At 58.9% G+C, this 25,956-nt stretch carries 27 protein-coding genes; 20 read left to right on the top strand and 7 right to left on the bottom strand.

Annotation, left to right across the window (positions count from 1 at the left end; genetic code table 11):
- Positions 1 to 36 precede the first annotated feature (36 nt).
- On the bottom strand, positions 37 to 2,574 hold the full coding sequence (locus ACP7AJ_RS16285; RefSeq protein ID WP_426061273.1) for a zinc-dependent metalloprotease: 2,538 nt from the start codon (positions 2,572 to 2,574) through the stop codon (positions 37 to 39).
- 463 nt (positions 2,575 to 3,037) lie between these two features.
- Positions 3,038 to 3,778: a helix-turn-helix domain-containing protein gene (locus ACP7AJ_RS16280; protein ID WP_426061272.1), complete on the bottom strand. Its 741-nt coding sequence runs from the start codon at positions 3,776 to 3,778 to the stop codon at positions 3,038 to 3,040.
- A gap of 74 nt (positions 3,779 to 3,852) precedes the next feature.
- On the opposite strand from ACP7AJ_RS16280, the gene ACP7AJ_RS16275 reads away from it, so the two are divergent.
- The 11 genes from ACP7AJ_RS16275 to ACP7AJ_RS16225 all read left to right on the top strand — a co-directional run bounded on the left by ACP7AJ_RS16275 (position 3,853) and on the right by ACP7AJ_RS16225 (position 13,252).
- On the top strand, positions 3,853 to 4,095 hold the full coding sequence (locus ACP7AJ_RS16275; RefSeq protein ID WP_426061271.1) for a hypothetical protein: 243 nt from the start codon (positions 3,853 to 3,855) through the stop codon (positions 4,093 to 4,095).
- Positions 4,096 to 4,132: 37 nt separating this feature from the next.
- Positions 4,133 to 4,516, top strand: a complete 384-nt coding sequence (locus ACP7AJ_RS16270; RefSeq protein ID WP_426061270.1) for a hypothetical protein — start codon at positions 4,133 to 4,135, stop codon at positions 4,514 to 4,516.
- 53 nt (positions 4,517 to 4,569) lie between these two features.
- Positions 4,570 to 5,160, top strand: a complete 591-nt coding sequence (locus tag ACP7AJ_RS16265; protein WP_426061269.1) for a hypothetical protein — start codon at positions 4,570 to 4,572, stop codon at positions 5,158 to 5,160.
- Positions 5,157 to 5,948, top strand: a complete 792-nt coding sequence (locus ACP7AJ_RS16260) for a hypothetical protein (RefSeq protein WP_426061268.1) — start codon at positions 5,157 to 5,159, stop codon at positions 5,946 to 5,948. The genes ACP7AJ_RS16265 and ACP7AJ_RS16260 overlap by 4 nt, the downstream gene beginning before the upstream one ends.
- A 6-nt stretch (positions 5,949 to 5,954) precedes the next feature.
- Complete coding sequence (dnaB, locus tag ACP7AJ_RS16255; RefSeq protein WP_426061267.1) at positions 5,955 to 7,343, top strand: replicative DNA helicase; 1,389 nt, start codon at positions 5,955 to 5,957, stop codon at positions 7,341 to 7,343.
- Between the two features lie 102 nt (positions 7,344 to 7,445).
- Complete coding sequence (locus tag ACP7AJ_RS16250) at positions 7,446 to 7,715, top strand: hypothetical protein (RefSeq protein ID WP_426061266.1); 270 nt, start codon at positions 7,446 to 7,448, stop codon at positions 7,713 to 7,715.
- Positions 7,716 to 7,768: 53 nt separating this feature from the next.
- Positions 7,769 to 8,119 carry a hypothetical protein gene (locus ACP7AJ_RS16245; RefSeq protein WP_426061265.1) on the top strand — a complete coding sequence of 117 codons (351 nt, stop codon included), beginning with the start codon at positions 7,769 to 7,771 and terminating at the stop codon, positions 8,117 to 8,119.
- 5 nt (positions 8,120 to 8,124) lie between these two features.
- Positions 8,125 to 9,303 (top strand): PfkB family carbohydrate kinase, encoded by a 1,179-nt coding sequence (locus ACP7AJ_RS16240; RefSeq protein ID WP_426061264.1) that lies wholly within the window; start codon positions 8,125 to 8,127, stop codon positions 9,301 to 9,303.
- Positions 9,304 to 9,363: 60 nt separating this feature from the next.
- Positions 9,364 to 10,554 (top strand): adenylosuccinate synthetase, encoded by a 1,191-nt coding sequence (locus ACP7AJ_RS16235; protein ID WP_426061263.1) that lies wholly within the window; start codon positions 9,364 to 9,366, stop codon positions 10,552 to 10,554.
- 143 nt (positions 10,555 to 10,697) lie between these two features.
- The gene (locus ACP7AJ_RS16230; protein ID WP_426061262.1) at positions 10,698 to 11,666 is read left to right on the top strand and encodes a hypothetical protein; all 969 of its coding nucleotides are present in this window, start codon (positions 10,698 to 10,700) and stop codon (positions 11,664 to 11,666) included.
- 95 nt (positions 11,667 to 11,761) lie between these two features.
- The gene (locus ACP7AJ_RS16225) at positions 11,762 to 13,252 is read left to right on the top strand and encodes an ATP-binding protein (RefSeq protein ID WP_426061261.1); all 1,491 of its coding nucleotides are present in this window, start codon (positions 11,762 to 11,764) and stop codon (positions 13,250 to 13,252) included.
- 338 nt (positions 13,253 to 13,590) lie between these two features.
- Here the strand turns inward: ACP7AJ_RS16225 and ACP7AJ_RS16220 are convergent, their stop codons facing one another.
- Positions 13,591 to 14,547 carry an HNH endonuclease gene (locus ACP7AJ_RS16220; protein ID WP_426061260.1) on the bottom strand — a complete coding sequence of 319 codons (957 nt, stop codon included), beginning with the start codon at positions 14,545 to 14,547 and terminating at the stop codon, positions 13,591 to 13,593.
- A gap of 277 nt (positions 14,548 to 14,824) precedes the next feature.
- Here ACP7AJ_RS16220 and ACP7AJ_RS16215 point away from each other — a divergent pair, with 277 nt between their 5' ends.
- The 3 genes from ACP7AJ_RS16215 (at position 14,825) to ACP7AJ_RS16205 (ending at position 16,987) form a co-directional block, all read left to right on the top strand.
- On the top strand, positions 14,825 to 15,298 hold the full coding sequence (locus tag ACP7AJ_RS16215) for a LexA family protein (RefSeq protein ID WP_426061259.1): 474 nt from the start codon (positions 14,825 to 14,827) through the stop codon (positions 15,296 to 15,298).
- A 36-nt stretch (positions 15,299 to 15,334) separates the two neighbouring features.
- Positions 15,335 to 16,633 (top strand): Y-family DNA polymerase, encoded by a 1,299-nt coding sequence (locus ACP7AJ_RS16210; RefSeq protein WP_426061258.1) that lies wholly within the window; start codon positions 15,335 to 15,337, stop codon positions 16,631 to 16,633.
- Positions 16,634 to 16,726: 93 nt separating this feature from the next.
- Positions 16,727 to 16,987 carry a hypothetical protein gene (locus ACP7AJ_RS16205; RefSeq protein ID WP_426061257.1) on the top strand — a complete coding sequence of 87 codons (261 nt, stop codon included), beginning with the start codon at positions 16,727 to 16,729 and terminating at the stop codon, positions 16,985 to 16,987.
- A gap of 426 nt (positions 16,988 to 17,413) precedes the next feature.
- Here the strand turns inward: ACP7AJ_RS16205 and ACP7AJ_RS16200 are convergent, their stop codons facing one another.
- On the bottom strand, positions 17,414 to 17,914 hold the full coding sequence (locus ACP7AJ_RS16200) for a DUF6252 family protein (RefSeq protein WP_426061256.1): 501 nt from the start codon (positions 17,912 to 17,914) through the stop codon (positions 17,414 to 17,416).
- A 353-nt stretch (positions 17,915 to 18,267) separates the two neighbouring features.
- Between ACP7AJ_RS16200 and ACP7AJ_RS16195 the strand changes: the two genes are divergently transcribed.
- Entirely contained in the window at positions 18,268 to 18,684 is a 417-nt protein-coding gene (locus tag ACP7AJ_RS16195) for a hypothetical protein (RefSeq protein ID WP_426061255.1), read from the top strand.
- A 127-nt stretch (positions 18,685 to 18,811) separates the two neighbouring features.
- Positions 18,812 to 19,231, top strand: a complete 420-nt coding sequence (locus ACP7AJ_RS16190; protein WP_426061254.1) for a hypothetical protein — start codon at positions 18,812 to 18,814, stop codon at positions 19,229 to 19,231.
- A gap of 15 nt (positions 19,232 to 19,246) precedes the next feature.
- Here ACP7AJ_RS16190 and ACP7AJ_RS16185 read toward each other — a convergent pair whose 3' ends face one another.
- Complete coding sequence (locus ACP7AJ_RS16185; RefSeq protein WP_426061253.1) at positions 19,247 to 19,675, bottom strand: hypothetical protein; 429 nt, start codon at positions 19,673 to 19,675, stop codon at positions 19,247 to 19,249.
- Positions 19,615 to 19,995, bottom strand: coding sequence for a sigma factor-like helix-turn-helix DNA-binding protein (locus tag ACP7AJ_RS16180; protein WP_426061252.1), 381 nt, complete (start codon positions 19,993 to 19,995; stop codon positions 19,615 to 19,617). Before ACP7AJ_RS16180 ends, ACP7AJ_RS16185 begins: the two co-directional genes overlap by 61 nt.
- Here ACP7AJ_RS16180 and ACP7AJ_RS16175 point away from each other — a divergent pair.
- Positions 19,970 to 20,284 carry a hypothetical protein gene (locus tag ACP7AJ_RS16175; RefSeq protein WP_426061398.1) on the top strand — a complete coding sequence of 105 codons (315 nt, stop codon included), beginning with the start codon at positions 19,970 to 19,972 and terminating at the stop codon, positions 20,282 to 20,284. The genes ACP7AJ_RS16180 and ACP7AJ_RS16175 overlap by 26 nt on opposite strands.
- A 28-nt stretch (positions 20,285 to 20,312) precedes the next feature.
- Here ACP7AJ_RS16175 and ACP7AJ_RS16170 read toward each other — a convergent pair whose 3' ends face one another.
- The gene (locus ACP7AJ_RS16170; RefSeq protein WP_426061251.1) at positions 20,313 to 20,876 is read right to left on the bottom strand and encodes a GAF domain-containing protein; all 564 of its coding nucleotides are present in this window, start codon (positions 20,874 to 20,876) and stop codon (positions 20,313 to 20,315) included.
- A 385-nt stretch (positions 20,877 to 21,261) separates the two neighbouring features.
- On the opposite strand from ACP7AJ_RS16170, the gene ACP7AJ_RS16165 reads away from it, so the two are divergent.
- The 3 genes from ACP7AJ_RS16165 (at position 21,262) to ACP7AJ_RS16155 (ending at position 25,949) form a co-directional block, all read left to right on the top strand.
- Entirely contained in the window at positions 21,262 to 21,987 is a 726-nt protein-coding gene (locus tag ACP7AJ_RS16165) for a GAF domain-containing protein (RefSeq protein WP_426061250.1), read from the top strand.
- A gap of 142 nt (positions 21,988 to 22,129) precedes the next feature.
- Complete coding sequence (locus ACP7AJ_RS16160) at positions 22,130 to 25,519, top strand: PAS domain-containing protein (RefSeq protein WP_426061249.1); 3,390 nt, start codon at positions 22,130 to 22,132, stop codon at positions 25,517 to 25,519.
- 4 nt (positions 25,520 to 25,523) lie between these two features.
- On the top strand, positions 25,524 to 25,949 hold the full coding sequence (locus ACP7AJ_RS16155) for a response regulator (protein WP_426061248.1): 426 nt from the start codon (positions 25,524 to 25,526) through the stop codon (positions 25,947 to 25,949).
- The last annotated feature ends 7 nt before the right edge of the window (positions 25,950 to 25,956 follow it).

Below are 25,956 nucleotides of genomic sequence, written 5' to 3'. Positions count from 1 at the left end.
TGAAAGGGGCAGTAACAAGCAGAAACAACGCCTGGGCTAGTCCACGAAGCCCAGGCCTGGCATCCCAATGGGGGCGCCGGGGGGCATATCCACCACTGGCGCTGGTGTAAACGTGGATGGGTTGGCCCGGAATCGCTCAATCTGCGACAAGCCGAACAGCAAGTTGGCTTGCTGGGGCGCTTTGCCGCGCTTCGCCTCTTTGAGCATCCACCGCTGTAGTCCTTCTACCGCGAGCAAGGCCTGCCCGCGCACGCTGGCCGGCGCTTTCGCATTGGCGGCAAGCTGCAGCAAGTGCTGCAGGGTCAGGTTGTTTACCACCGTTTGCAGCGCTCCGGCGTAGCCGGTTTCCGGCCGGACGCGCCACGTACGCGCCAGCAGCTGCTCCACCACCGGCAGAAAACCGGGTTGCCTGCTGTCCCGGGCCTGGTATTCAATCAGGCGGGCTGCCCGCTGTGGGTTCAGAATCGAGGCAATAGTGGGACCAGCCGCCGCCTCGGCAGCCGCCAGCGGGTCGAAGGTGGGCCCGGTGTAGCGGCCGAAGGTTTCCAGTGTAGCCGGATAGCCCGACGGCCGCGGCGGAATCTTGGCAATCAACGCCTCGGGCAGTTGCAACGCGGCTGGCGTTATGGTGGTAAGCAGGGCATCGAACGCCTGCCATTGCACGGCCGGGTCCACCATCTGCGTGGGAGCTTGGCCGTCATTTTTCACCGCGTGGGTGAAGTACTGCCCGCCAAGGGATTTGGCCACGGCTTCTACCTGGTAGCGGTGCAACAGATAAATAGGCACCAGCACTTCTTCCAGCGTGGCCATTGGCGCATCCGGGCGAATGGCTTTTTCGGAAAACTTATCGAGTATTTCCCGGCGCACCGTCATCAGCGTAGCCAGTTGCGCAACGGGGTTCTCGCCTTCGTCCCACTGGTTAGCGGCTGGGTGCGCGTAGCCGCCGATGTCGGGGATAAAGCGGTGCCCCTGCTGCAGAGTTTCCTGCATGATGCGGTCCAGCTCCTGCTTTTCGTCGGTGCCCTTCGGGAAGTCGGCGTATCCCCACAGCACTGCGCGTTTGTCCCAGCTGCCGATGCCGGTCGCGTAGGCCTGCGACACGTCGAGGCTACCATCGGGCTGCCTGGTGAAGCGCGGAAACGGGTAGTCCATCACCGAAGCCCGCTCTTTGGTGCTGGCCGTAAAATTGTGGTGCATCCCCAGCGTGTGACCAATTTCGTGGGCCGACAATTGACGGATGCGCGCCAGGGCCAGCTGCTCCATTTGGTCGGTCACGGGCTTGCCGTCCTCGTAGGGCTGTAGCAGGCCTTCCGCAATCAGAAAGTCCTGCCGGTGCCGGTCAGCGCCTAATGACACCACCCCTTTGAGGATTTCACCCGTGCGTGGGTCCACGTAATTGTATCCGTACGAATAAGCCCGCGGGCTACCAGACCGGTTAATCCAGTTAACCATGTTGTAGCGAATGTCCATGGGGTCGGCCCCAGCCGGCAGCTCTTTGATTTGGAGGGCATCCTTATACCCGGCTGCCTCAAAGGCCTGGTTCCACCAAGCACCGCCTTCCAGCAGCGCTTTTTTAATAGCCGGCGGGGCACCCCGGTCCACGTAGTACACTATGGGCTTCACCGCTTCACTAATTGGCGCGGCCGGGTCTTTCTTCTCAAGTCGGTGCCGCACAATAAACCGTTGCGCCAGGGGCTGGCTCATGGGAGCGGCAAAGTCTAGGTAGCTGAAATTCTGAAAGCCCGACCTGGGGTCAAACTGGCGTGGCCGGAAGTTCTTATCTGGCAGCTCAATAAAGGCCTGGTGCATCTGCACGGTTACAGCATTCGGGTCTGGAGCCAAAGATGGGTCGGAACCTCGGCCTGGAGTACTCGTGAACGTGACCATGGCCTCGAACTCCGAGTTTTTAGGAAAATTACGGGTGTTCTCCAGGTACACGGCCGAGCGCGATTCATCTACTCTATAGCTGCTTGCGGGGCCGCTTCCGGGTCCGCCCATCAGGCTGGCGCCGGGCCCTTGATAACCACTTCGGCCCAATCCTTCGGCGATTTTCTGGCTATCGCGCACCAGAAACGGTGTCAGGTCCACTAGCACCTTTGTGCCTTCGCTAGCCACTGGCACAAACCCCCAGATGACCGACTTAGCAAAAGCGTTGTCGACTGCCTGCTGTTCATCCGCATTGCCGTTCACGGCCCGGTAATCGTAATTGGGCTCAATCAGAAACACCTTCCCGCCCACCCGGATAAATTTGGCAATGGCCGCGTTGCTTTGCCCCCGCTCAATGCCCTTGCCTATGCTGCTGGCCAACGACCCGAAATACAAAAACTCTTGGTCAAACCGGTCTACTTCCAGCAGCACCTTGCCCGTTTTCTGCTCGTAGTAAAAGGGAAAGTAGCCGTCAAACTTCTGCATCCCTCTGGTCATTGTTCCCACCGTGCCCATGGTCTTGCCCGCAGCCGCATTACGGGCAGCTGAGGCAGCAGGCACCGCTCGTTGAGCAAGGGCCACAGGGCTAAACAGAGTTAAAAAGCCGGCTAGCACCGGAGCATATGGGTTTAGTAACATGTGTTTCATGCACGAAGGAGTAAGGAACGCAGCTAGGCAAGATTACAATACATTCAGCAATGAACCATGCCTAGATAGATTTGACTAGAATGCAGGCTCATTCTGTCGCTACAAGTAGCTGCTTGAATCTCACCCTTGGTGGCCTTCATCCCTCCTCCGGTTCAATCAACATTCTGCGCTTCGTGCAGCGCGCCTCCATCCCGCCCCTCCTCACCCTTTTGGCTTTGCTGTTAGTCAGGAAGAGCAAAAACGCGTAATGGTTGCGGCATAGCTGAAACTCAACGAGTAATGATGGCTGCGTCAACCCTGGTAAGCACAAAAAGAGAAAAGCCCCGTGAACAATATGTTCACGGGGCTTTTCTCTTTTTGTAGCGCTCCCTCCTGAGACCGCGTAAACCGCCCAAAGCAGCTTAAAAGGCATTTTCCACAATAATTGTCCCGGTTTATGTCCCGGTCTCACCCGCTCTCTCAATTATTCCACTCGTCCCCGAATAATATCCACCACCTTCCACAGCCCGCGAATATCCTCCCCCGCCACCGTCAGCATGCCGGCCTTGGGGTTGTCAGAATGCAGCACGAGCTGCCGCTTGGTGAGAAGGTCATTATCCTTAATCCGCTTCACCGTGAGCTGGTGCCCGAACGTGGCTACATACACCCCGCTCACCGTGTACTTAATATCCTCAAAGGGAATCGGCGTCACCGCCACCAGCATGCCGGCGCGTAGCTGCGGCTCCATCGAGTCGCCATCAATCTCAAACACCAGTGTCCCGGCTTTGCGCAGCTCAGGGCTCGGCTTGTAAATCCGCATCATCTCGAACTGGCCGTAGTCGCCCTCGCTGGCCACCAGCTCCACAAACCCCGCACGCACCGGTACTGGAATAAACGGGCAGTCGATGTACTCGGCATCCGCAAACTTGCCCAGCAGGATAACATTGCCGCCAGGAGCGCCGCCATCTTCCATTGGGCCGCTGTTAAACCACAGCCAGTCGCGGCTGACATTTAATTCCGTCACGATGGTTTCCAGCACCTCGTTACTCGGCTGGTGCCGCCCGCCTTCTAGCTGAGCTACGGTAGGCCGCGCCACATTCAGCAAGTCAGCCATTTGCTGCTGCGTCAGCCCACGCGCCTGGCGCACAACTTTCAGCCGCTCCGCCATGCTCAGTTCCGGCAACGGACTAACTGAGCTTATTTTTTTGCGTTCCAGTGTAGCCATTTTGTAACATTTGGTAACTATTACCTACATTTGAGTATTGACACCGTACCCAAAGGTAACAGAACAAAACTAAAATGCAACCACTTGAAACCATCCCTACGCCGGCCGACCTGCGAACGTTGCTGCCCCACGGCGCCATTTCCAGCATCGCCCGCTCGCTGAATATGTCCCACGCGGCCGTCTCGAAGGCCTTGCAGAAGGCCAAGCCCGCTCACCCTGCCGTGGCCCATGCCATCCGACTCATCAAGGAATCTGGCAGCCAGGCCGTGCAGCAAGACTTGGCCCAACTAGCCAGCCCCAGCGTCGGCTCTAACTGAGCCAGCAGCAGCTACCCATGCCAAGCCAGCCCCATCCATGACCGAGCTAACTACTACCACCCCCGACGGCCTGCACATCACCGTCCGCATGCCCGACAATCACGCGTGGGTCCGCGAGTCCCTGGAGCGTGCCTGCGCCGCCGAGGCCCGCCGCCAAATCGAAGAGGCACCCGCCCCGGACCCTGCCTACGCCGTGCCCCGCGCCGCTGACCTCCTCGACCTCCACCCCGAGACCCTGCGCGACTACATGCGCCTGCCCGACCATCACCCGCGCCGCCTACACTATGTGCCCGGTGAGTCCAGCCGCGGCGACCGCATTCTGCTTTCGCAAATCCACGACTGGCAGCGCCGTAACCGCACCGATGCCCCGCCGGCCGCCATTCCCGCGCCCCGAGTCCGCGGTCGCCGCCCCACTGCCTAGCAGCTCCCCATCAAGCTTTCCGGCCAACCCATCACCCCGCCCCTGCCACAACTATGTCCCAGCTACTCCCCATCGTAGGCCCCAACAGCCCAGAGGCCACCCCCTCCATCATCACCATCCAGCGGGCCAAGCTCAAAGACCAGCAACTTTCCTGCGAGTTCACCGAGCAGCGCACCGACGACGCCCCACCCCGCGCCTTCGCCCTCACTTGCGCCGAGCACGTCCACCCCGACCTTACCCACGCCCTTAGCCGCCTGGTCCCCCACCTCTGCCTGCTCACCGAGCAGCTAACCGAAACCGCCGACTACTGGCCCGACGAAGCCGAAGAACTCCCCGCCCTCTTCGAAAGCTTCAAAGTCACGGGCTTCTCCATGGGCCGCCACCAAAGCGGCGTCACGCTCATCGGCCAGCGCGAGCTCACCGGCGGCCGCGTGCTCAACCTCACCACGCCCTACCAGTCCTTCGACGACGAGCAAGGGAGCTACCCCTACACCGGCCTACTCGAAGCCACCCTGGCCACGGCCCTCGCCGAAGTCGAAGCCGCCCTGCGCGGCAAATGCACCGACTACCGTCAGCTCGACCTATTCGAGCAGCCCACCACGACCACCATCCTCCCATTTGTGCCCTCGCCACCGCTGGCATGAAGCTTCCCGCCATCCAATTCTACCCCGGCGACTGGCACAAAGACCAGGGCGTCCAGGCCCTCGACCTCGCCCAACGCGGGGCCTGGTTCGAGCTACTGTTGATGATGCACGACAGCGACGAGCGCGGCGTGCTCCTCGTCAACGGCCAGCCCATGCCCGATGCTGTCATCGCCCGCCGTCTCGGTTTGGATAACCAAACCGCCAACCAAATTCTAACCACCCTCCTAACCTACGGCGTGGCCAGCCGCCGCACCACCGACGGCGCCCTTTTCTGTCGCCGCATGGTCAAAGACGAGAAACTACGCCAGATACGCACCGAAGCCGGTCGCAAGGGCGGCAACCCCTCTTTGCTTAACCAAAACCCCAAGCAAAAGCCAACCACCCGGGTTAAGCAAAAAGCAACCCCTTCAATTTCATCTTCAATTACAACTTCAATAATAGAGAGAGGTGCGGCTGACGCCGCCACGCCCGCGCCTTTCTCTGAAAAGTTAGGCAGCAAGGCCACCAAAAAACCAGCCGCCGCACCGCCCACTCTTGCCGAAGTCCAGGCCTACGCCGCCGAGCAGCACCCCGCCAGCGCCGACGCTCAAACCGAAGCCGCCGCCTTCTTCGACCACTTCCAAAGCAACGGTTGGCGCGTCGCCGGCAAAACGCCCATGGCCGACTGGCAAGCTGCCTTCCGCAGCTGGATGCGTCGCCGCCCCCAATTCCAGACCGCCGGCACCACAACCACCCCAGCCCGCGCCCGCACCGCCCCCAAACCCGCCGACCCCACCCGCTGGAGCTAAGTCCCCATGTCCCAACAGCCACCACGCTTCCCCACTTCAGCAAGCACCAAGCCCAGCCACCTGCCGCCCCAGGCCCTGGAGCTGGAAGCCGCCGTACTCGGTGCCGCCCTGCTCGAAGCCGATGCCCAGCGTACCCTGCTGGCCACCCTGCCCACCGAGGAAGTATTCTACCTCGCCGCTCACCAGCAAGTCTACCTGGCCATCCGCGACCTGGTTCAGCTCGGTGACCACGCCGACCTGCTCACCGTCGTGCAGCAATTGCGCCAACGCGGCACCCTGCAGCGCATCGGCGGCCCTGCCTTCGTGGCCCAGCTCACTTCCAAAATCAATTCGGCCGCCCACTTTGAAACCCATTGCCGCCTCCTGCAGGAGCAGCACGCCCGCCGCGTCATCATTCGCGTCGGCACCGAGCTGGCCACCTACGCCTACGACGACAGTCGCGACCCACTTGAGCTGCTAGCCACCGCTCAAACCCACCTCACCGCCCTCCACCGCACCCTCGAAACCAAGCCCGGCCAAACCGCCGCCGCAGCCTTCGAACCCACCTTCGAACTCCTCAGCAAAGCCGTCGGCCAGCACGGCCTCACCGGCGTCCCCACCGGCCTCACCCAGCTCGACGGCCTCACCGGTGGCTGGCAGCCCGGCGACCTCATCATCCTCGCCGCCCGCCCCTCGATGGGCAAAACCGCTGCCCTGCTCCACTTCGCCCGCACTGCCGCTCTAGACCACGGCCAGCACACCGCCATTTTCAGCCTCGAAATGCCCACCTTGCAGCTCATGCAGCGCATGGTGGCCAGCGAAGTCCCCGGCTACAGCAACTCCGACCTGCGCCGCGGCAACCTTCCCGGCGGCCTCGAGCAAGTAGGCCACATCCGCCTCCAAGCCCAGCGCCTCCAAACCCACGGCCACCAGCTTCACATCGACGACACCCCCGGCCTGAGCATCCAGCAGCTGCGCGCTAAGTGCGCCCGCATCCACTCCCAGCACCCCCTCAGCCTGGTCCTGGTCGACTACATACAACTCATGCGCGGCGACACGAAAGGCAACCGCGAGCAGGAAGTCGGCAGCATCAGCCGCGGCCTCAAGGAACTAGCCAAGGAGCTCAACGCGCCCGTCATTGCCCTCTCCCAACTCTCCCGCGACGTAGAAAAGCGCGGCGGCGAGAAGCGCCCTTTCCTCAGTGACCTCCGCGAATCCGGCAGCCTCGAACAGGACGCCGACTGCATCGTCTTCCTCTGGCGTGGCGAATACTATGACATCACCGAGTACGAAGACGGTACCCCAACTACAGACACAGTCCTTTTCGACGTGGCCAAACACAGAAATGGGGCAGCTGATGAGGTCATAGCCGCCTGCTCCATGCGGCGTGGGTTATTCTCGGATTTGACTCAATAATTAAACATCATGGGACAGCTTATACCTGCCAATTCCCCTGCTGACCGCATACCATGAGCATGTATCAGTCGTATCATTGCACCCCACAAACTAAGACAGCATATGGCAAAGTCTAGACTTTCAGCACAGAACCTAACTGACGAAGAGGTTTTGAAAGAATTTGTTCGTCGGTTTGAATGTGACGGTGCTGTCTTAATCTATCTTGATTCAGGTGCAGAATTAGGAACCGCTGAGTGCGGGTTTGGTCGGTGGCGCAATTCAAAAGGGAAGCATTGGGTAGATGGTCTTTTTAAAAGAGTGAAGCAAGAAGTAGTTGTGCCTGCTGACAACTACGAACTTGACGGTGGAACAAGGATAAGTTTATCTGTATAGAATCAAATAGCTGTACTACCTTAACCGCTCTTTTCACTTCTACCATTCTTTTCATGAGTAAGCGCGGTAATTTCGACTCATATACTACTTACACTTCCTCCGGCATCCCTCCTGCCGATGGCTCAACCGATGATTGCGGGAATCTGAGCTTTCCAGCTGAGCTAAAAAGCCCACAGCAACCAGCCCTCAGTAAGGCGCAAGAGGGTGATGTATTTAAAATACAGTTGAATGCCGCAAGAATTCCTTGGGTGCTCAATAATGACGGGGAGCCATGTGGCATTGTTGTATCTCTGCAAAGCCAATCACTAGTCGATTGCCTGAGCAAAGGCAAACTCTTTAGTGCAGCCATTCTTAAAATTGATGGAGATGCCTGCTCTGTGTTAGTTCAGCCTGCCAAGCAGTAGACTGGATGCTTACCATTGTTGGTGGCACCTACTTGGAGCTATGTCAAGAACCGTCTTGGAAAGAACTGTATGGCTCTGGCTTGCGAGCTGCAGCAGCTTTAGCCGGTAACGTACCAAACATCAACTTTCATAGTTGCGTGGGCGAAGACTTTGCTGCCACAGCAGAGTTCAGTGCCGCCGCGTACGGTTTTAATGCCGTATTCGAGCGGATTCCTAAAACTGTACAATTCAGTTACCACCACCCGCTTGCGCAGCCATTGATTTATCCAGCAAGTGTCTTGGTGCAACCTAAGACGCAACTGCCTACTATCAGTGCTGATACAATATTGGTATATGGCCAAGTTGAAGCTAGCGTGAAAGTAGTCGGTAATTACGTGGTATATGACCCACAAAATCATATCCCATGGGGCGAGACCCATTCTACCGCCGAGCATTTAGCTTTAGTGCTAAACCGAAAAGAAGCATGGCTTATTTCAGGTCTGGAAGGGGAAAGTGACCTGCCTAAAGTGGGTGCGACTCTGCTCGCCAGCGAGAGAGCCGACGTTGTAATCATCAAGAACGGCTCACAAGGTGCTTGGGTCGTCGAGCGTTCGGGTGCTCAGCTTATTCCTGTATTCAAGACCAGCTCTGTTTGGTCCATTGGCTCAGGCGATATATTCTCAGCTGTTTTCGCATGGAAATGGGCGGTAGAGAGGTTAGCTGCATCCGAAGCTGCAATGTTCGCTTCAAAGTATACCGCCCAATTTTGTCAGAATAAGGTACTTCCTTTATCTGCCCAGCCGTTGAAATTGGAAGCTCTGCAACCAAAAGCATTCGAGCAGCTGGTCTACTTGGCAGGGCCGTTCTTCACAATGGCTGAACGTTGGTTAATCAACGAATTGCGGAGCAAACTCCTGGAGTTCGGCAATCGTGTTTTCTCTCCCCTTCATGACGTCGGCGAGGGCCCACCACACCAAGTTGTGGAACCCGACTTGGCTGGTATTCGTGATGCTGATGTGGTACTTGCTGTAGCTACTGGTCTCGATTCAGGCACCATTTTCGAAATCGGTTTTGCGAGAGCGTTAGAGAAGAGGGTGGTGGTGCTGGCGGAAAACACAACTGAACACGATTTGACCATGCTCATCGGGTCCGATTGCGAAATCACTAATGATTTCACTACCGCCGTTTACCAAACTTCTTGGTAAGCAACGACAATAATTTACGCCCAAGGAAAAACCACGCCGCACGTACTGGCTAACTGAGTTATGGAGAGAAAAGCCTATGTGGTAGTAGGATTGGGATTTGGTGACGAGGGAAAGGGCCTAGCAACGGATTATCTGTGCTCCTACGTCACAAATCCTCTGGTAATTCGCTTCAATGGAGGCCATCAAGCGGGGCATACTGTAGTTACTAAAAGCGGCCACAAACACGTTTTCTCCACACTAGGCGCTGGCACTTTGCGCGGAGTTCCTACTTACTGGTCCTCTTACTGCACCTTCTCTCCTGCTATTTTGCTACCAGAGTATAGCTCTCTTGGTATTCAAGCAAAGTTGTTCGTTGACAACAACTGCCCCGTTACAACCCATTATGATGTGCTCTACAACCGAGCCATGGAGGCTACCCGTGGCCTTGCTCGACACGGTAGTTGTGGCCTAGGATTTGGGGCAACAATAGAGCGCCATCAGTTACCAGAGTTACAGTTATTTCCGGCTGACCTTCTTTCCCCTGCCCTATACAAGGCAAAGCTTCAACTTATTAGAAGCCATTATCAAGCGAAAGTAGACCAAGAATCCAGCTATTCATTCAATCGATTTGACCACGATGCAGCTGACCATCAATTCGGTGTCGAAGCGGAAGAAGTAAGAAAACTATGCCAAGAAGGGACCATTCAACTCGTCAATGAAGACGAAATGTTTGCTCAAAATGCCTCTTGGCAATCCTTTATTTTCGAAGGTGCACAAGGCATTTTGCTTGATATGGATTTCGGCACTCCTCCTCACATCACCCGAAGCAATACTACCTCAAAGAATGCGCTCGAAATACTAAAGCGACAACTGCCAGCAACAACAGCTGAAATCATGTATGTCACACGGTGCTATCAGACCCGACATGGCGCAGGACCTTTGGCATCTGCTGATGAATCCCTCGAGCTAGTCAATAATGATTGTGAGTCTAATCAATACAATGAGCACCAAGGCCAGTTTCGGGTAAGCAACCTAAACCTTGATTCTTTAAACTACGCACTTAGTAGTGATGCTAATTTTTCCCGAGGATTAAAAAAGCATTTGCTGATTACTTGCTTAGACCAACTTGGGACTTCAGAAGTGCCCTTCTATTTAAATGAGACTCCTAACAGGGCACATTACACTCACCTTCCAAGTCTTCTACACTGCCAATTCGCCTCGCATAGATTCAGCTTTAATAGTTGTGCCGATTATCTCTCATCTGAGGGATAGCACTCAAATGGTTTTACAAAAAAGCAGCCTAAACAAGCTGCTTTTTTTCTGCTTTGCACCTACCAACCAGCAACCCATATTCTCTGAAGAGGGGTTACTCGAGAATACGCACCATTGCTCACTTAACCCTCTGCCAGTCAATAATGTCCTCCTTATCTGACCTAAAGCCAACAGTAATGCCTTTCGGGGTGTATGACTTTTTAGGCTATCTGCTTCCCGGCTTATTCTTTCTACTCATCATGCTTTTTGAGTACGACATGGGTAGGGCCATTTCGTCCTATTTAGACCACGCCCGCAGTTTTGATTTTGTGGCTAAAGAAGCAAGTCTATACAAGCTGCCCTATTTGATGAAGCTATTGGCATGGGAGCAAACCCCAAAAGACTTTAAGCTTATGCCTCTTCTATTGCTGTTGGTAGTGTGCTACTTATTTGGTCATGGGATTTCGGCTCTCTCAAGCGTCGTTATTGAAAAGATTGTGCTGTCTCGGACGTTCATGTACCCGGATAATAATTTATTTAGGCCCCTAATGCGCCGACAAGAACAGCACAAGCAAGTACGGCTCAGGCGCATGGGTACTCGGAAGGGATGGCAGGCGCGATGGGCTATGGTGCGCCTTAACAAACGCCAATTCATGTTCGGATGGAGAAGGGGCTGCCGGCTGTTTGCCTCCAGATACTGTCAGGACTTTGACAGGCCATTCATCACCGAATTTAAAAAGGTTGTGAATAAGCGTTTCGGCTTTGCCGTTAGAATTAATGATTACTACTGGCTCTGTTATAGTGATGTAGTCCACCATTTGCCAAACGCTTACCAGCGTGTTCAGCACTTTGTGAATTTGTATGGCTTCACGCGCAATGTCTGTATGACTTTTGTGCTTTATATCGTCGCACGTTTGTCATCAGTTACAGTATACGCCTACTTCAATATACCCTATGACCTTCGCGCTGCCAACAAGCTGATTCTATTAATCTATGGCTTTTTTGCCGTTGTGCTTTTCTGTTCTTATCTCAAACTCTACAGACGCCAGACAATAGAATTGTTCTACGCATTCTTCTCTTTGCATACTCTAACAAGTCTGCCAGCTTTGACTCCTGCAGCAGAAGGTGAATAGCACTAGCATAAGAATATCACATACTTCGCCTGTCTGCACTTCCTCTCCCGCTAGCTGCTTGACAAATGATGCTGTAGTCCAAACCAACTAAGATTATGTCCGCTGACCGCTCTCCAGAATATTTAGCAAGTCTCGTTGCTGAGCTACGCAAGCAGCCTCGGGAAACTGAGTGGTTGGAGTTCAAAACCAATAACTCAGAGCCGGCCGAAATTGGAGAGTACCTGTCTGCTTTATCCAACTCTGCTGCTCTGGCAGGAAAAACAACTGGCTATCTAGTATGGGGGATTGATGACCAGACCCACGACGTAGTAGGCACCAACTTCCAGCCCCAACAACGGAAAATCGGTGGCGAAGAGTTAGAAAGTTGGTTGCTTCGGATGCTCACTCCCAAAATCCACTTCACTTTCTATGAAGTACAGCTCAATGGACATGCAGTGGTAGTGCTCGAAATTGAACGAGCCTTTCGCCATCCGGTACGGTTCCAGAGCGAAGAATTCATCCGGGTAGGCTCTTACAAAAAGAAGCTAAAAGATTTCCCTCAAAAGGAGCGTGAATTATGGCGCATCTTTGACCAAACCCCTTTTGAGCAGGGTTTGGCAGCAGAACACATCAGCGCTGATGAGGTGTTACGCCTACTTGACTATCCTGCCTACTTTGAGCTACTGAAGTTACCGTTGCCAGGAGAGAAGCACGGTATTCTTCATGATTTACAGGAAGACAACCTCATTCTTCCTTCCGAGGCTGGATTGTGGAACATCACCAACATAGGGGCTTTGCTCTTTGCGAAACGGTTGAAGGATTTTCCAAAACTGAGCCGCAAAGCCATTCGCGTTATCCAATACCGGGATAATAGTCGCTTGGATACAACCCGTGAACGGGAGGGAAACCGCGGCTATGCTAGTGGTTTTGAAGGCTTGATTGGTTTCATCAACAACTTATTACCTGCTACCGAAGTCATAGGTCAGGCCTTGAGAGAGACGGTACCCATGTACCCCGAGTTGGCGGTTAGAGAGCTTGTTGCTAACGCACTTATTCACCAAGACCTCTTCGTTACTGGAGCTGGCCCAATGGTGGAAATATTCACTGACCGGGTCGAAGTCACTAACCCTGGTGCCCCTTTAGTCGATACCCAGCGCTTCCTAGACACGCCGCCCAAGTCCCGCAATGAAGGCATTGCCTCCCTCATGCGCCGCCTGGGCATCTGTGAAGAGCGTGGCAGCGGAGTTGACAAAGTAGTTGCTCAAACGGAAATCTACCGGCTTCCTGCTCCTCTCTTTGAAGCCCCACCTGAAGCCACCCGCGTTGTTCTCTTTTCACATCGTGCCCTGCGCGACATGGACCAGGCCTATCGTATTCGTGCCTGTTATCTGCATGCATGCCTGAAGTATGTCAATAGAGAATTCATGACAAATACTTCCTTACGCGAACGGTTTGGGATAGAGCCTCGCAATAGTGCTACTGCTTCTCGTCTTATCCGGTCTGCTCTAGATGCTGGTGCCATCGCCCCCTTTGACGCTACTGCTCCCTTCTCTCTTATGAAGTATGTTCCCTGGTGGGCTGCTCCTCCCTTACCCCGCCCCTCTTGACGGGCATTTGATTGGGACTCTTCTCTAAACTTCTAAACGTTCGATTCTACTCTACTAGACCTCATTCATATGGTCTAATAGTCTTGACACGCATTTGACAGATAGACTAGATAACACAGCCAGACAACTGACTTACTCCTAGTATACAAGTAGTTACCCTATTGATACATACTTGACGGGCATTTGACAGATATACTAGATACCTTAGACAGATAAAGTATCTAGTCTAAGTAATTAGACTTAAAAGAGCGAAGAGAGCAGTTGAGTCTATTAGCTTTCATATGGCCCCATGTTTTGGTTAAAGGTGAAAAACACCGTTGGATGTTTACCTCTATCTGCTAACCACGTTGCGCCGCCAAGTTCTCCACCCGCGGCCACCACGCCCGCACCTTCGGCAGCCGCAGCTGTTTTCCATTGAAGCGCTGCACCCCGTAGTCATGCCCGCCCAGCTCACCAAACCCATCCGCCACGCGTACCCGGTACTCATCATCAACCCAAAACAGGTGCCGGTCAAAAGCCCGGTGCAGGTTCGGGCATAGCGACAACCCATTGCCAATCGTATCATCGTGGCTCACCGACCAGGGCACAATGTGGCAGGCATCCAGCAGCGGCGCCGCCCCCGTGGTGCTCAGCAGCTGCAGCTCCGACACCGCACAAGTCGACTCATACGCCCGCAGCACCTCTCGTCCAAATACCGCGCTGCGCACCAGCACTTCCGTTTCATCGGCCACGTCCACCGTTCGGTTGTACACAGCCGCTGGCTCCTCAAGCATCTGCCGGCCCAGTTCGTCCAACTTTTCTTCCCCGGCCCGAGGCCGGAAGTAATGCCGCGTCAGCGGGAAGTAGCGCGCAAGCAAGGACTGCCTAACCTGTTCGCGGGCCACCGGCTGCTGCAGCAATTCCCATAAGGCCGCATCAAGCGAGGCATAAGCAATAACGTCGCGCAAGTGCCCAAAGCTGCTTATCGACTTTGACGACGTCAGCACCAACTCCCTCCCCGGCCGTGGGTTCAGGTGCCAAAATCCGCTACTCCTTAAGTGGAAGAACGGCATATGGAACGGACAAGCAGCATACTCCGGGCCTGGGCTTAGCAAACGGCAGTATGCTTTAAAAGCGGCAATCAGCTCCGGCGTAATCTCAATGCGGTTGTCCCGAATACCAGCCTCCTCAATCCCCTCCAGCACCGCCAGCAGCAACGCCGGCTTGTACGGCGACTCCAGTCGGACACCCCCGACAGTACGAATGTCTACTTTGAGTCTGGTGAGCTTCGGTAAATACTGCGGCAGGTAATCCACGAATAAAACGGGTAGATGATGGCCAAAAGTAACTGGGGCAGCGCTTTGCTCGCTGCACAACTTTAGTCACCCTCACCAAGAGCGGGCCCGGTGGCCCGCTCTTTTTTTATCCACATTTTTTCCACCATAAAAACCCCAGCCATTCGCTCCATTGGTGTCTCCTTACAACTATCCACATTAGTTACTAACATCGTTAGGTCAATATCTACTAACATTATTAGTAAGCGTGACGTTACTTGCAACCAAGTAATACTTCGTTCACTACTCTTAACCTCTTATGGATACCGTCGAAATCCTCCAAATTATCCGCGAACCCGTCTGGCTCCTGCAATGCGAAACCCCCATTCCCGCCGGCTTCCCCAGCCCCGCTCAGGACCACATGGGGCCCAAAATCGACCTCAACAAAATTCTGCTGCCCCACCCCGATTGCACCTACTTGGCCCGCGTCCGGGGCAACAGCATGGATGGTGCGCCCTCGCACATCGCCGACGGCTCCCTTATGGCCGTCGACTGCTCGCTCAAGCCCCAGCCCGGCAACATCGTCGTGGCCGCCGTCGACGGCGAGTTCACCCTCAAGCGCCTCGAAAAGCGCGGCAGCGTCTACTGGCTGGTACCCGACAACCCCGCCCACGAGCCCGTCGACACCAGCCGTCTCGGCCAGAGCTTCGAAGTATGGGGCGTCGTCACCCACGTCATCACCGAAATGATAAACGGCAAACTCCACGAGCACACCCGCACCCGTCGCATCTAGCCCACCATTCCCCGCACGATAAGCCGCTCCCCGCCCATGTTCGCCCTTGTCGACTGCAACAATTTCTACGTCAGCTGCGAGCGCGCCTTCCAGCCCAAGCTGGCCGGCCAGCCCGTTGTGGTGCTCAGCAACAACGACGGCTGCATCGTTTCCCGCTCCGCCGAAGCCAAGGCCCTCGGCCTCAAAATGGGTGAGCCCCTGTTCCAGGTGCGCCCCCTCATCGAGCAGCACCAAGTCAAGGTGTTCAGCAGCAACTACGCCCTCTACGGCGACATGAGCAGCCGCGTGATGAACTACCTCACCGACGTCGCCCCCGAAGTCGAAGTGTATTCCGTCGATGAAGCGTTTCTCGGCCTCCACGGCATGCAGCGCTATTTTGGCTCCCTGGAGAAGTACGCCCGTAACGTCCGCGCCGAGGTCCTTCAGCGCACCCACATTCCCACCTGCGTCGGCATCGCCCCCACCAAAACGCTCGCCAAGCTCGCCAACCGCGTCGCCAAGAAAAACACCTCCCTCGACGGCGTGCTCAGCCTCGAAGAACCCGACTGCCGCCAGTGGGCCCTAACCCAGGTACCCGTGGAGGACGTGTGGGGCATCGGCCGCCAGTACGCCACCAAGCTCTACGACCAGCGCATCACCACCGCTGCCGACCTCGCCCGCTGCTCCGAGTCCTTTGCCCGCAAGCACCTAGGCGGCGTCGTTGGCGCCCGTTTAATACGCGAGCTGCAGGGCTTCCCCTGCCACCAATTGGCCCCCAGCGAAGACGGCACCCTGGCGCGCAAAAGCATCGCGTGCACCCGCACCTTCGGCCGCCCCCTGCACCGCTTCGACGACCTGCTGGCCGCCGTCGCGGCCTTCACCTCCCGCGCCGCCGAGAAGCTGCGCCACCAAGGTTCCGTGGCCCACGTCCTCACCGTTTTCCTCAGCCAAAACCGCTACGGCAACACCCCGCCCCCGCACACCCGCTCCGCCCAAATCACCCTGCCCGCCGCCACCAGCAACACCCTCGACCTGGTGAGCTACGCCCACGCCATCCTGCTGCGCATCTGGCAGCCCGGCACCATTTACGTCAAAGCCGGCGTCGTTTTCGATGGGTTCGAAGCCGCCGGCCAGCCCCAGCTCAACCTCTTCGAGAAAGCCCCGGAAATCACCCGCCCCCAATCCGCGGCCCTGATGCAACAGCTCGACAAGCTCAACTCACGCTACGGCCGAGCCACCGTCCAGGTAGCTGCCGCCCTCTCACCCAAAGGCCAAACCGCCCCCTGGCAAGGCCAAACCCGACACCGTACCCCCGCCCGCACCACCTCATGGGACGAACTATGGGAAGTAGGCTAGCCCTAGCCAAACACCAAAAAAATGTCATGCTGAGCGTAGCCAAGCATTTCTACTGCAGCAGTAATCCATTACCCAGCACTTACCAACCCCGCCATGCAGCCCGAAACCAACGTCCGATTCCTCCTCGCCGTCAAACTCACTGCTCCCACCCCCGACGCCATCACCTTCACCTTCCAGCGCGACTTCCACGGCCGCGACCTTTATCCCCTCACGGTTCCCAGCCAGCAGCTCCACCTGCTTGGGATGGATGACTTCCTCGAATACGTCGCCGACACCTACCTCGCCCAGCAGCCCGCCGAGGCCTTGCGCGTCACCCGCTCCACCATCTTATTTGCCCTCGTCCACAGCACCTAACCCAGCACTTCAACTGCCCCCCGTGCAGCTCCGCGCCACCGTCGCCAAAGCCGGCGTCATGGCCGATGACGTCGAGCGGGAGTTACGCAGCACTGCTAAATAATTGTTGCCAGACTTCTAATATAAAAGCCCCGAGCACGTGTGTACCCAGGGCTTTTTATTGCAAAATTTCTGCACTTACTGTCGGTGGTCAAGAACCGCAGGTGCTTCTTACTCCGCTCCTAACTGTCCGAATATCCTTTGATAGTCAGCTATTTACACATCCGTACAACGGGTTAAAGTCGCTAATCTGCGCTTGAGCTGCCCACGCCACTAGATTGCGTTGAGCAAAGGTGGGCTCGGAAAACGCGGCCCCTACCTTCTTGAAGCAGAAAAGCCCGCATTGCCAATCAGGCAATGCGGGCTTTTCTGCTATGCGGCAATTCGTTATTGCACATTTACGCTGAACCTTCCATTGGAAACGGTTTTGGTAGCAGCGGAGCTAAGGTGTTGGGCTGTGAATTTGAACGTGCCCTTCATGGTGCCTTTGGTATAACTATCGACCGTAACGGTGCCGCTGCCGTACACCGTTCCGGCTTTAATTCCGGCATAGTACTTTTCCGTAGTGTTGTTTTGGGTGTTCGTCCCCGAGCCATACGTTGCGAAGCTAGCGCTACCAGCCGCCGGACTGGTCAGGTTGTAGGTGCCCACTGCCTTCGGGAATTTTAAACTGATGCCCAGGGAAGGAGCAGGCGCGGGCGGATAGATGGAAGTTCTTACGTAGATGCTATCGGGTAATGGAAATGCAGAAAGGTTTGCGGACCCATCATACACCGAGCCGTCAAGCGTAAAGCGCATGGTTTTCGCGGGAGCTGGAGTGCCGGAGCAGCTCAGAAAGGCATCCAGCAGAAAAGAACCCAGGTAAAAAGTGAGTAGTAATAGACGCATAGCAAATGAGAAAAGGGAGAATCAGGTAAAAATACGAGAACTGGTATCCACTGGCGCCCATCAACGAGCTCAACTCAGACCATACCCGTTCGGTCGCAGACGCTAATTACGGGCTGCTCCGCCATTACCTGAGCCCCGAGCAGCTTCGCGCCGCCGTCGCCAGAGCCGGCGTCATGGCCGACGACGTCGAGCGGGAGCTTCGCAACCGTGCCGCTTAGCTTCCCGTTACAGCCACACCTTTCTATCTATACCTTAAAGAATGCCCTTTCCCCATCGAAAAGGCTTTTCTTTTGCCCGGGCTCGCCATCCCTTCGCACCTTTGCCGTCGGCACCGCTACCTCTTTCTCTTCTCATTGTCCCCAGTTTTCCCTCGGCTTTACTTCGAAAACGCCGTGGGCCGCCTCTACGGGCACCCCGACGGCTACGCGCTGTGCCGGTTCCATACCGGCCCGCGCAAGTTCTCCGAGTTGCAGACGCTACTCACCCAAGTCCGCCGGCTGCTGGAACTCAACCGCTGGAACCGCTTCCTGACCGACCAACGCCTCCTCGCCCCCTATACCCCCGAAGAAGTCGCGTGGATAGTAGACCATTGGCGCAACGCCTCGACCGACCACCCCAATGGGTTGTACGGCGCCGTGGTCATGGCCACCGACGTCTTCACCCGCCTGGCCATGGGCCAGGTGGTGCAGCAGGTTAACTCCGCCGCCGTGCACTTCCGCCGCTTCGAAACCGAAGCGCAAGCCACCGCGTGGCTCCTGCAAGTAGCCTAAACCGCCCGAGCTTCGGCACCGTCTTAACTTCTGCCTGGCCCAGCCGTATTTTTGTAACCTATCCGCCAGCTATGCCAGCCGTAGCCTAGCTCAGTCTAAGCAGCCCGCCGGCACCGTTACCTCTATTATGATTCCACCCGCTACGCCGAAAATATACTTTGAAAACTCGACCGGCCGCGTGCTCGAGCACCCCGACGGCTTCGTCATTTTCCAGTACCACTCCGGCCCGCGCACATTTCACCACCTGCAGGCCCTGCTCACGCACACCCGCAACCTGCTCACGCGCCGCGGGTGGCACCGCATGCTCGGCGACCAGCGCCTGATGGCCCCCTTCACCGAGGAAGAAAGCCTCTGGATAGTAAACCACTGGCTCGACCCCGCCCAGCAAGGCCCCCGCGGCCTCTACGGCGCCATCCTGCTGGCCCCCGACGAGTTCGCCCGCCTTCCCAGCGCCCAGGCCCTGCAGGAAGCCAAAGCCGGGGCCTTGACCTACCGCGTCTTCGCCTCCGAAGAATCGGCCGTGGCGTGGCTGACGCAGGTGGCTTAGCCGCTGCGGGGCTCCCTAGCCCAGCAGCGGACTCAGCCAGCTCATGGCGCCCCCTTCATCGGCAAACAGCTGAATGTCGTACGGCCGCGCCGGGTCTGTGCTGTAGGCCACGTGCTGCTGCAGCTCTGGGTCGGTGCGAAAGGCCGCCGTCAGGGCCGGCGAGTTCAACACCGCCACGCGCAGCCGGCGCGGGCTCAGCTGCGCCACCGCTCCCGGGTAAAACGTCTGGCTCACCCAGGCGCTGCGCTCCACCGCGGCCCTATCCCGGCGGCGCACGTCCAGCAGCCAGTTGGTAAACCCGCTCGCCTCAGCCGCCGCCAGCATCGCGGCATAATCCGCCTGCACCACCGCAAAATCGGCCTGGGTGTGCCAGCGCACCACCATCACCTGCAGGTCCGGGCGAAAGGTAATGGTGCGAGAGGGAAGATTGATGGGGGAATGCATGGCCGCAAAAGTAAGCGGCCCCACCGTCCTTCCGCGCTTCCCTGCAGCAATTCCGCCCGCAACGCCCGCGCCCGGTGCAGATGGGCCTTCACCGAGCCCAGCGGTAGTTGCTGCTGCGTGGCCACTTCCCCGTAACTCAGCGCCTCGAAGTAGCGCAGCCGCACCAAGGTCACGTATTTGGCCGTTTGGAAACCAGGAGTGAATCGGAAGTGGTAGGCATAGAAGTAAGGGAAGGCTAGCCCGCAATCCAGCTTGTCAAGGGACCTGGCTCTTTTTTCTGGCACCCATAGCCGAGTGCAAAAAAAAGCCACCCACAGCATGGATGGCTTTTTTCGGCGTCAGGGGCCCGGGGAACCGTTGCTTATTTCCACAAAAGCCGTCTCCCCCGCTGAGGCCGTTCCCGTACTACGGATAAATAAGCGGCCGGTAGCCAAAGATGCCTCCCGCCAACGTCCCGAAGGCCTTCTCCGCGCCGTTCTACTGGCCCACGACGTCCTTGCCCGGCTCTCGATGGCACAGGTCATGCACGAAGCCAAAGCGTCCGTGCTCTCGTATCAATTCTTCGACACCAAAGCCAAGGCCGTGGCTTGGCTTCGGGAAGTGGCCTAAACGGAGGCCGTGGGCCCGGTTGGCTTTGTTAAGCCTGCTTCCGGGACAGCTCCAGTTCCCGTTCCAGCTCGGCTACCCGGCGCGTGCTGGCTGCCGTGGCCGTGCGGGCCGCCAGGCGCAGCTCTATCTCGTCCATGGCAATGGCGGCCAGGTCCTGCAGCATCCGCTGCTGCTCCTGGTTCAGGTAGCGGGGCCTCTGGTCGATGAGGCAGAACGTGCCCAGGCGGTGGCCGTCGTGCGTGGTCAGGGGCGAAGCGGCGTAAAAGCGCATCCCCATTTCCCCCACCACCATCGGGTTGGTCAGCGTGCGCGGGTCGCTGCGGGCATCTTCCACAATGTAGACGTCCTCCGACAGGATGGCCGAGTCGCACAGTCCCCCGCCCCGGTCAATCTGCTCCGCCTCCAGTCCGTGCAGCGACTTAAACCAAATCCGGTCTTCATCCACCATGCTGATGATGGCAATGGGCATGTTGAACATCTTCGAAGCCAGCGCGGTGAGCCGGTTCATGCTGCCGTCCGGCGGGGTGTCCAGGATGTCGTAGCGCTTCAGCGCCGCCAGCCGGGCGGTTTCGTGTGAGGTATCAGTTGTCATAGCAAAATTGATTAGTGGAAAGGAGTGGAGGGGCCGCAAAAATAATGCGAAACGCGTGCGTGCGGACACGCCGCCTCGCGAAACTATCGCTTTTCGCCCAGGCCAACTAGGCTGCGCTCCCCTAGGACGCCGCCTCATCGGGCATGGTTCATTGCATGCAGGCCCGCCCGCTCCCCCCTGCGCCCTCTATACCGACCACTTACTCAACACGCTAACGCAACCCCAGGCAACAAGCTACCCGGTTCCACGGCAGTTAGCCGGCGCTGACTGGTGGCCCTTCGTTCCCCAGACCCTTGGTAGCAAAACAACAAAGGGACGTCCCCCGGGTTGTGTATTTTGGCCGGTTCACGGTCGCTCCCTTCGCCCTCTTTTTTCTTTTCGCTTAATGGCTACCTCTCATCATCTGCTTGCTTCCAACGAAGCCCAGCGCCTGGCGGCCCTGCAAGCCTACCGCGTCACCGGCGACGCCCCCTTCTTCGATGAGTTTGTGCGCCTCACCGGCAAACTGTTTCAGGTGCCCATTGCCCTGGTTTCATTAGTGGAGGCCGACACCGTCTGGTTTCGCGGCAATTCGGGCCTGAACAAATCCCCCGAGCGGGTACCCCGCAACGAGAGCCTCTGCTCGGTGGCCATCCTGAGCGAGGAAACCACCGTGTTTGAAAACCTGGCCGACCAGCCCTGCACCCTCATCGACCCCACCGCCGTCGGCGACCTCGGCCTGCGCTTCTACGCCGGCTCCCCCCTGCAAACCGCGGGCGGCGCATCCGTGGGCACCCTCTGCGTCATCGACCGCAAGCCCCGCGTGCTGGCCCCCGACGAAACAAGGCTGCTGCGCGAGCTGGCCGACGTGGCCTTGCTGCTGCTCGACCTGCAGGCGGCCCTGGCCAGCACGTCAGCCCCCGCGCCGGCGGCGTTGTGGGCCGACGTGTACACCGCCATCGGCACGTCCCTCAGCCGCCTCGACACTCTGGCCGAGCTTCTGCAGTGGGAAGACGCGCCCGATACAACCGCGGCCCTGTCTTATCAGGTCTCCCGCCGGGAAGAAGCGGCTGTCGTAACCAAAACCCTGCAACAACAGATTCAGGCCGCCATTGAGCAGGTCAAGCGCTAACCCTAACGCGCACCTTAAAGCGGCCTCCCTTTCCCTAAACCAAAACGAGCGGACCCTCTAGTCCGCTCGTTTCTTTTTGCCCCAGCACCAATCATATACCTTCAATTCCCGTATTGCCAACCTCGACCCTATTGCTGCCTCAATGCCACCGCCCGACTCCCTGTCCATCTTTAACGCCCAGCCCGGCGCCACGCTGCTGCTCTCGCCGGACTGGGTGATTCTGGGTGCCAGCGACGACTACCTGGCCGCCACCCTCACCGAGCGGGCCGTCATCGTGGGGCAGTACATCTTCGACGCCTTTCCCGACAACCCCGAAATCCCCGAGGCGGATGGCGTAACCAACGTGCGGGCCTCGCTGGAAACCGTGTTGGCCACCCGCCGGCCCCACGAGATGGCCCCGCAGCACTACGACGTACCCGACCCGGCGCAGCCCGGCCGGTTCGTGGAGCGCCACTGGAAGCCGCGCCACACGCCCGTACTCGACGCCCACGGGCAGGTGCAGTTCATCATTCAGTCCGTGCAGGACATCACGGCCAGCCGCCTGGCCGAGCGGCAGCTGCGCGACAGCCAGGCCGGCGAGCGGGCGGCCCGCGCCGACGCCGCGCAGCAGCGCACCGAAATCCGGCACCTCCTCGAGCAAGCCCCCATGGCCGTGGCCGTGTACCACGGGCCCGAGTTCCGGGTGGAAATGGCCAACGCCACCACGCTGGCCATTTGGGGCCGCCCCCTCGACGCCGTGCTGGGCCGGTCCGTGTTCGAGGTCCTGCCCGAGGCGGCCACGCCCGAGGTCGTGGCCTTGTTCGAGTACGTGTACCGCACCGGCAACCCTTACACGGCGTCCGAGCAAGCCACCCGCATTCACCGCCACGGCCAACTGGAGGACGTGTACTGGAACTTCGCCTTTCTGCCCCAGCACGGGCCAGACGGGCGCATCCGCGGCCTGCTCACCGTCGGCACCGAGGTCACCGAGCAGGTGCGGGCCCGTCAGCAACTCCAGCAGCTCAACCAGGAGCTGGAAACCCGGGTGCAGGCCCGCACGCAGGCCGCGCTGGCCCTGCAAGCCGAGCTGCTGGCCGCCGCGCAGCAGCAGGTGCAGCAGCGCGACACGTTCTACCGGGTGTTCGAGGAAACCCCCGCCGCCATTTGCCTGCAGCGCGGTCCCGACCACCGTTACGAATATGTGAACGCGGCCTATCAGGCGTTTTTCCCCGGCCGCGCGTTTCTCGGCCGCCCGGTGGCCGAGGCCCTGCCCGAAACCGTGGACAGCGGCGTCGTGGCCCTGCTCGACCGCGTCTACCGCACCGGCGAGACCTACTTCGGGGAAGAGCTGCCCCTGCGCGTCGCGCAGCCCGACGGCGAACTCAAGCAGCGGTACTTCACCTTCACGTACCAGGCGTACCGCGAAAACGGCGCAATTGTGGGCATCTCCACCTTCGCCACCGACGTGACCCAGCAGGTGCTGGACCGCCGGCACAACAAAGCCCTGCAAGCCCAGGTGCTGGCCACCACCCAACGCCAGGTCCAGGAGCGCGGCACCCTGTACCAGGTGTTCTCCGAAACCCCCGCCCTTATTTGCATCCTGCGCGGGCCCGAGCACCGCTACGATTACTTCAACGCGGCCTACCAGCAGCAGTTCCCCGGCCGCGAGCTGCCCGGCCGCGCCGTCGCCGAGGCCCTGCCCGAGACGGTGGAGCAGGGCTTCATCACCCTGCTGGACCGCGTCTACCAGACCGGCGAAACCTACTTTGGCCAGGAGCTGGAACTCACCATTGAGGCCACCGCCGGCACCATGGCCCGGTCCGACTACTACAACCTGACCTACCAGGCCTACCGCGAAGACGGCCAAGTGGTGGGCGTGTGCGTCTTTGCCTATGTCGTCACCGAACAGGTGCTCGCCCGCCGGCACAGCGAAGCCCTGCAGGCCGACCTGCTGGTCGCCGCCCAGCAGCAGGCCGACCAGCGCGCGCTGCTCTACCAGATATTCGAGCAAACGCCCGCCGTGGTGGCCCTGCTGCGCGCCCCCGCCCACCGCTACGAGTACGTCAACCCCGCTTATCAGGCCCTCTTCCCTGGCCGCGAGCTGCTGGGTCGGGACGCGGCCGACACCGTCCCGGAAATGGCCGCACAGGGCTACATCGCCTTGCTGGACCAAGTGTACCAGACCGGCGAGACCTACTTCGGGCACGAGCAGCCCTTCGCGGCGCAGCCCGCCCCGGGGCACGAGCCGCGCCCCGGCTATTTTAACTTCACCTACCAGGCCTACCGCGAACGCGGGGAGGTGGCCGGCGTCTCCGTCTTCGCCTTCGACGTCACCGAACAAGTCCTCGCCCGCCAGCAGCGCGAAGCCGAGCGCCAGCAGCTCCACGCTCTGTTCATGGAGGCGCCGGCCCCCCTTGTCATCCTCGACGGCCCCCAGTTGGTGTACCAGCTCGTCAACCCGGCCTACCAGCGCATCTTCCCCGGCCGCGCCCTGCTGGGCAAGCCCCTGCTCGACGCCCTGCCCGAACTGGCCGATGCCCCCCTGCTCCTCGGCCAGTTGCAACGCGTGTACGACACGGGCGAAACCCTCGTGGCCCAGGAGCTGCCGCTGATGCTGGCCCGCCACGACGGGGGCCCCCTGGAGGAAATCTACTGGACCTTCACCTACCAGGCCCGCCGCGACGCCCGGGGCGAAGTGGACGGGGTACTGGTCTTTGCCCACGAAGTCACCGACCAGGTGCAGGCCCGGCGCGTGGTGGAAGAAGGCGGGGCGCAGGCCCGCGCCTTGGCCGCGGAGCTGGCGGCCTCCAACCAGCAGCTCACCCGCACCAACGTCGACCTGGACAATTTTATTTACACGGCCAGCCACGACCTCAAGGCCCCCATCTCCAACATTGAAGGCTTGCTCTACCTGCTGCAGGAAGAACTGCCCGCGGCCGTGGCCCACGACGCCGCCGTGGGCCCCACGCTGACCCGCATGCTGGATGCGGTCGAACGCTTCAAGCGCACCATCGACCACCTCACCGAGGTGTCCAAGCTGCAGAAAGAGCACGCGCCCGCCACCGCCCCGGTCAACCTGGCCGCCGTCATCGAGGACGTGCGGCAGGACCTGGCGCCCTTCCTGCACGCCGCCGGGGCCAAGCTGGTGGTCGACGTGCCGGCCTTGCCCGCCATCGAGTTTTCCGAAAAGAACCTGCGCAGCATCGTCTACAACCTGCTCAGCAACGCCGTCAAGTACCACTCGCCCGACCGCCCGCCCCGCGTCGACGTGCGGGCCCACGTGCGCGACGGCCACACCGTGCTCGAAGTCCACGACAACGGCCTCGGCCTCGCGCCCGCCCACGTGCCCAAGCTCTTCGGCATGTTCCAGCGCTTCCACGACCACGTCGAGGGCACCGGCATCGGCCTCTATATGATTAAGCGCATGGTCGAAAATTCCGGTGGCCGCATCGAGGTGCACTCCCAGCTTGGGGCCGGCACCACCTTCTTTGTGTTCCTGCCCCACGCCGCCAGTACCGACGGCGCCCCCTTCCCAGAATTCGTCCCCTCCTAAGTCCATGGCGTCCATTTCCTGCACCCTGCTCGTTGACGACGACGACACCACGAACTACCTCAACCAAGCCCTGCTCCGGCGCATGGCCGTCAGCGACGAAGTGCTGGTGGCCGTCAATGGCCAGCAAGCCCTCGACCTGTTGCACGCCCACTGCGAGCGGCCCACCTCGTCCACCTGCCCGGCCCTGGTGTTGCTCGACATGAACATGCCGCGCATGAACGGCTTCGAGTTCCTGCAAGCCTACGCGCAGCGGCCCGCATGGGAAAATCCCAAGGTGGTCATCATCATGCTCACCACCTCCCTCAACCCCCACGACGTGGCGCTGATGCAGGGCCTGCCCATCGCCGGCTACCTCACCAAGCCCCTTACCCGCGACAAAGTCAATCAGGTGCTGCAAGAGCACTTTTCACCGAGCCCGGCCGCGCAGTAGGTCCGCC

Source organism: Hymenobacter sp. B1770 (genome assembly GCF_049896385.1).
Taxonomy (GTDB): Bacteria; Bacteroidota; Bacteroidia; order Cytophagales; family Hymenobacteraceae; genus Hymenobacter.
The sequence above is the reverse complement of the archived record's forward strand: the minus strand, read 5'-3'. Positions and strand labels throughout refer to the sequence as shown.

Bases quoted from the DNA above. Each gene is read 5' to 3' on its own strand.
- ACP7AJ_RS16235 (WP_426061263.1), top strand. From the start codon at position 9,364: ATGGAGAGAAAAGCCTATGTGGTAGTAGGATTGGGATTTGGTGACGAG.
- ACP7AJ_RS16165 (WP_426061250.1), top strand. From the start codon at position 21,262: ATGGCTACCTCTCATCATCTGCTTGCTTCCAACGAAGCCCAGCGCCTG.
- ACP7AJ_RS16250 (WP_426061266.1), top strand. From the start codon at position 7,446: ATGGCAAAGTCTAGACTTTCAGCACAGAACCTAACTGACGAAGAGGTT.
- ACP7AJ_RS16270 (WP_426061270.1), top strand. From the start codon at position 4,133: ATGACCGAGCTAACTACTACCACCCCCGACGGCCTGCACATCACCGTC.
- ACP7AJ_RS16285 (WP_426061273.1), bottom strand. From the start codon at position 2,574: ATGAAACACATGTTACTAAACCCATATGCTCCGGTGCTAGCCGGCTTT.
- ACP7AJ_RS16160 (WP_426061249.1), top strand. From the start codon at position 22,130: ATGCCACCGCCCGACTCCCTGTCCATCTTTAACGCCCAGCCCGGCGCC.
- ACP7AJ_RS16245 (WP_426061265.1), top strand. From the start codon at position 7,769: ATGAGTAAGCGCGGTAATTTCGACTCATATACTACTTACACTTCCTCC.
- ACP7AJ_RS16210 (WP_426061258.1), top strand. From the start codon at position 15,335: ATGTTCGCCCTTGTCGACTGCAACAATTTCTACGTCAGCTGCGAGCGC.
- ACP7AJ_RS16180 (WP_426061252.1), bottom strand. From the start codon at position 19,995: ATGCTGTGGGTGGCTTTTTTTTGCACTCGGCTATGGGTGCCAGAAAAA.
- ACP7AJ_RS16230 (WP_426061262.1), top strand. From the start codon at position 10,698: ATGTCCTCCTTATCTGACCTAAAGCCAACAGTAATGCCTTTCGGGGTG.
- ACP7AJ_RS16240 (WP_426061264.1), top strand. From the start codon at position 8,125: ATGCTTACCATTGTTGGTGGCACCTACTTGGAGCTATGTCAAGAACCG.
- ACP7AJ_RS16190 (WP_426061254.1), top strand. From the start codon at position 18,812: ATGATTCCACCCGCTACGCCGAAAATATACTTTGAAAACTCGACCGGC.
- ACP7AJ_RS16200 (WP_426061256.1), bottom strand. From the start codon at position 17,914: ATGCGTCTATTACTACTCACTTTTTACCTGGGTTCTTTTCTGCTGGAT.
- ACP7AJ_RS16265 (WP_426061269.1), top strand. From the start codon at position 4,570: ATGTCCCAGCTACTCCCCATCGTAGGCCCCAACAGCCCAGAGGCCACC.
- ACP7AJ_RS16215 (WP_426061259.1), top strand. From the start codon at position 14,825: ATGGATACCGTCGAAATCCTCCAAATTATCCGCGAACCCGTCTGGCTC.
- ACP7AJ_RS16275 (WP_426061271.1), top strand. From the start codon at position 3,853: ATGCAACCACTTGAAACCATCCCTACGCCGGCCGACCTGCGAACGTTG.
- ACP7AJ_RS16155 (WP_426061248.1), top strand. From the start codon at position 25,524: ATGGCGTCCATTTCCTGCACCCTGCTCGTTGACGACGACGACACCACG.
- ACP7AJ_RS16280 (WP_426061272.1), bottom strand. From the start codon at position 3,778: ATGGCTACACTGGAACGCAAAAAAATAAGCTCAGTTAGTCCGTTGCCG.
- ACP7AJ_RS16205 (WP_426061257.1), top strand. From the start codon at position 16,727: ATGCAGCCCGAAACCAACGTCCGATTCCTCCTCGCCGTCAAACTCACT.
- ACP7AJ_RS16225 (WP_426061261.1), top strand. From the start codon at position 11,762: ATGTCCGCTGACCGCTCTCCAGAATATTTAGCAAGTCTCGTTGCTGAG.
- ACP7AJ_RS16185 (WP_426061253.1), bottom strand. From the start codon at position 19,675: ATGCATTCCCCCATCAATCTTCCCTCTCGCACCATTACCTTTCGCCCG.
- ACP7AJ_RS16170 (WP_426061251.1), bottom strand. From the start codon at position 20,876: ATGACAACTGATACCTCACACGAAACCGCCCGGCTGGCGGCGCTGAAG.
- ACP7AJ_RS16260 (WP_426061268.1), top strand. From the start codon at position 5,157: ATGAAGCTTCCCGCCATCCAATTCTACCCCGGCGACTGGCACAAAGAC.
- dnaB (WP_426061267.1), top strand. From the start codon at position 5,955: ATGTCCCAACAGCCACCACGCTTCCCCACTTCAGCAAGCACCAAGCCC.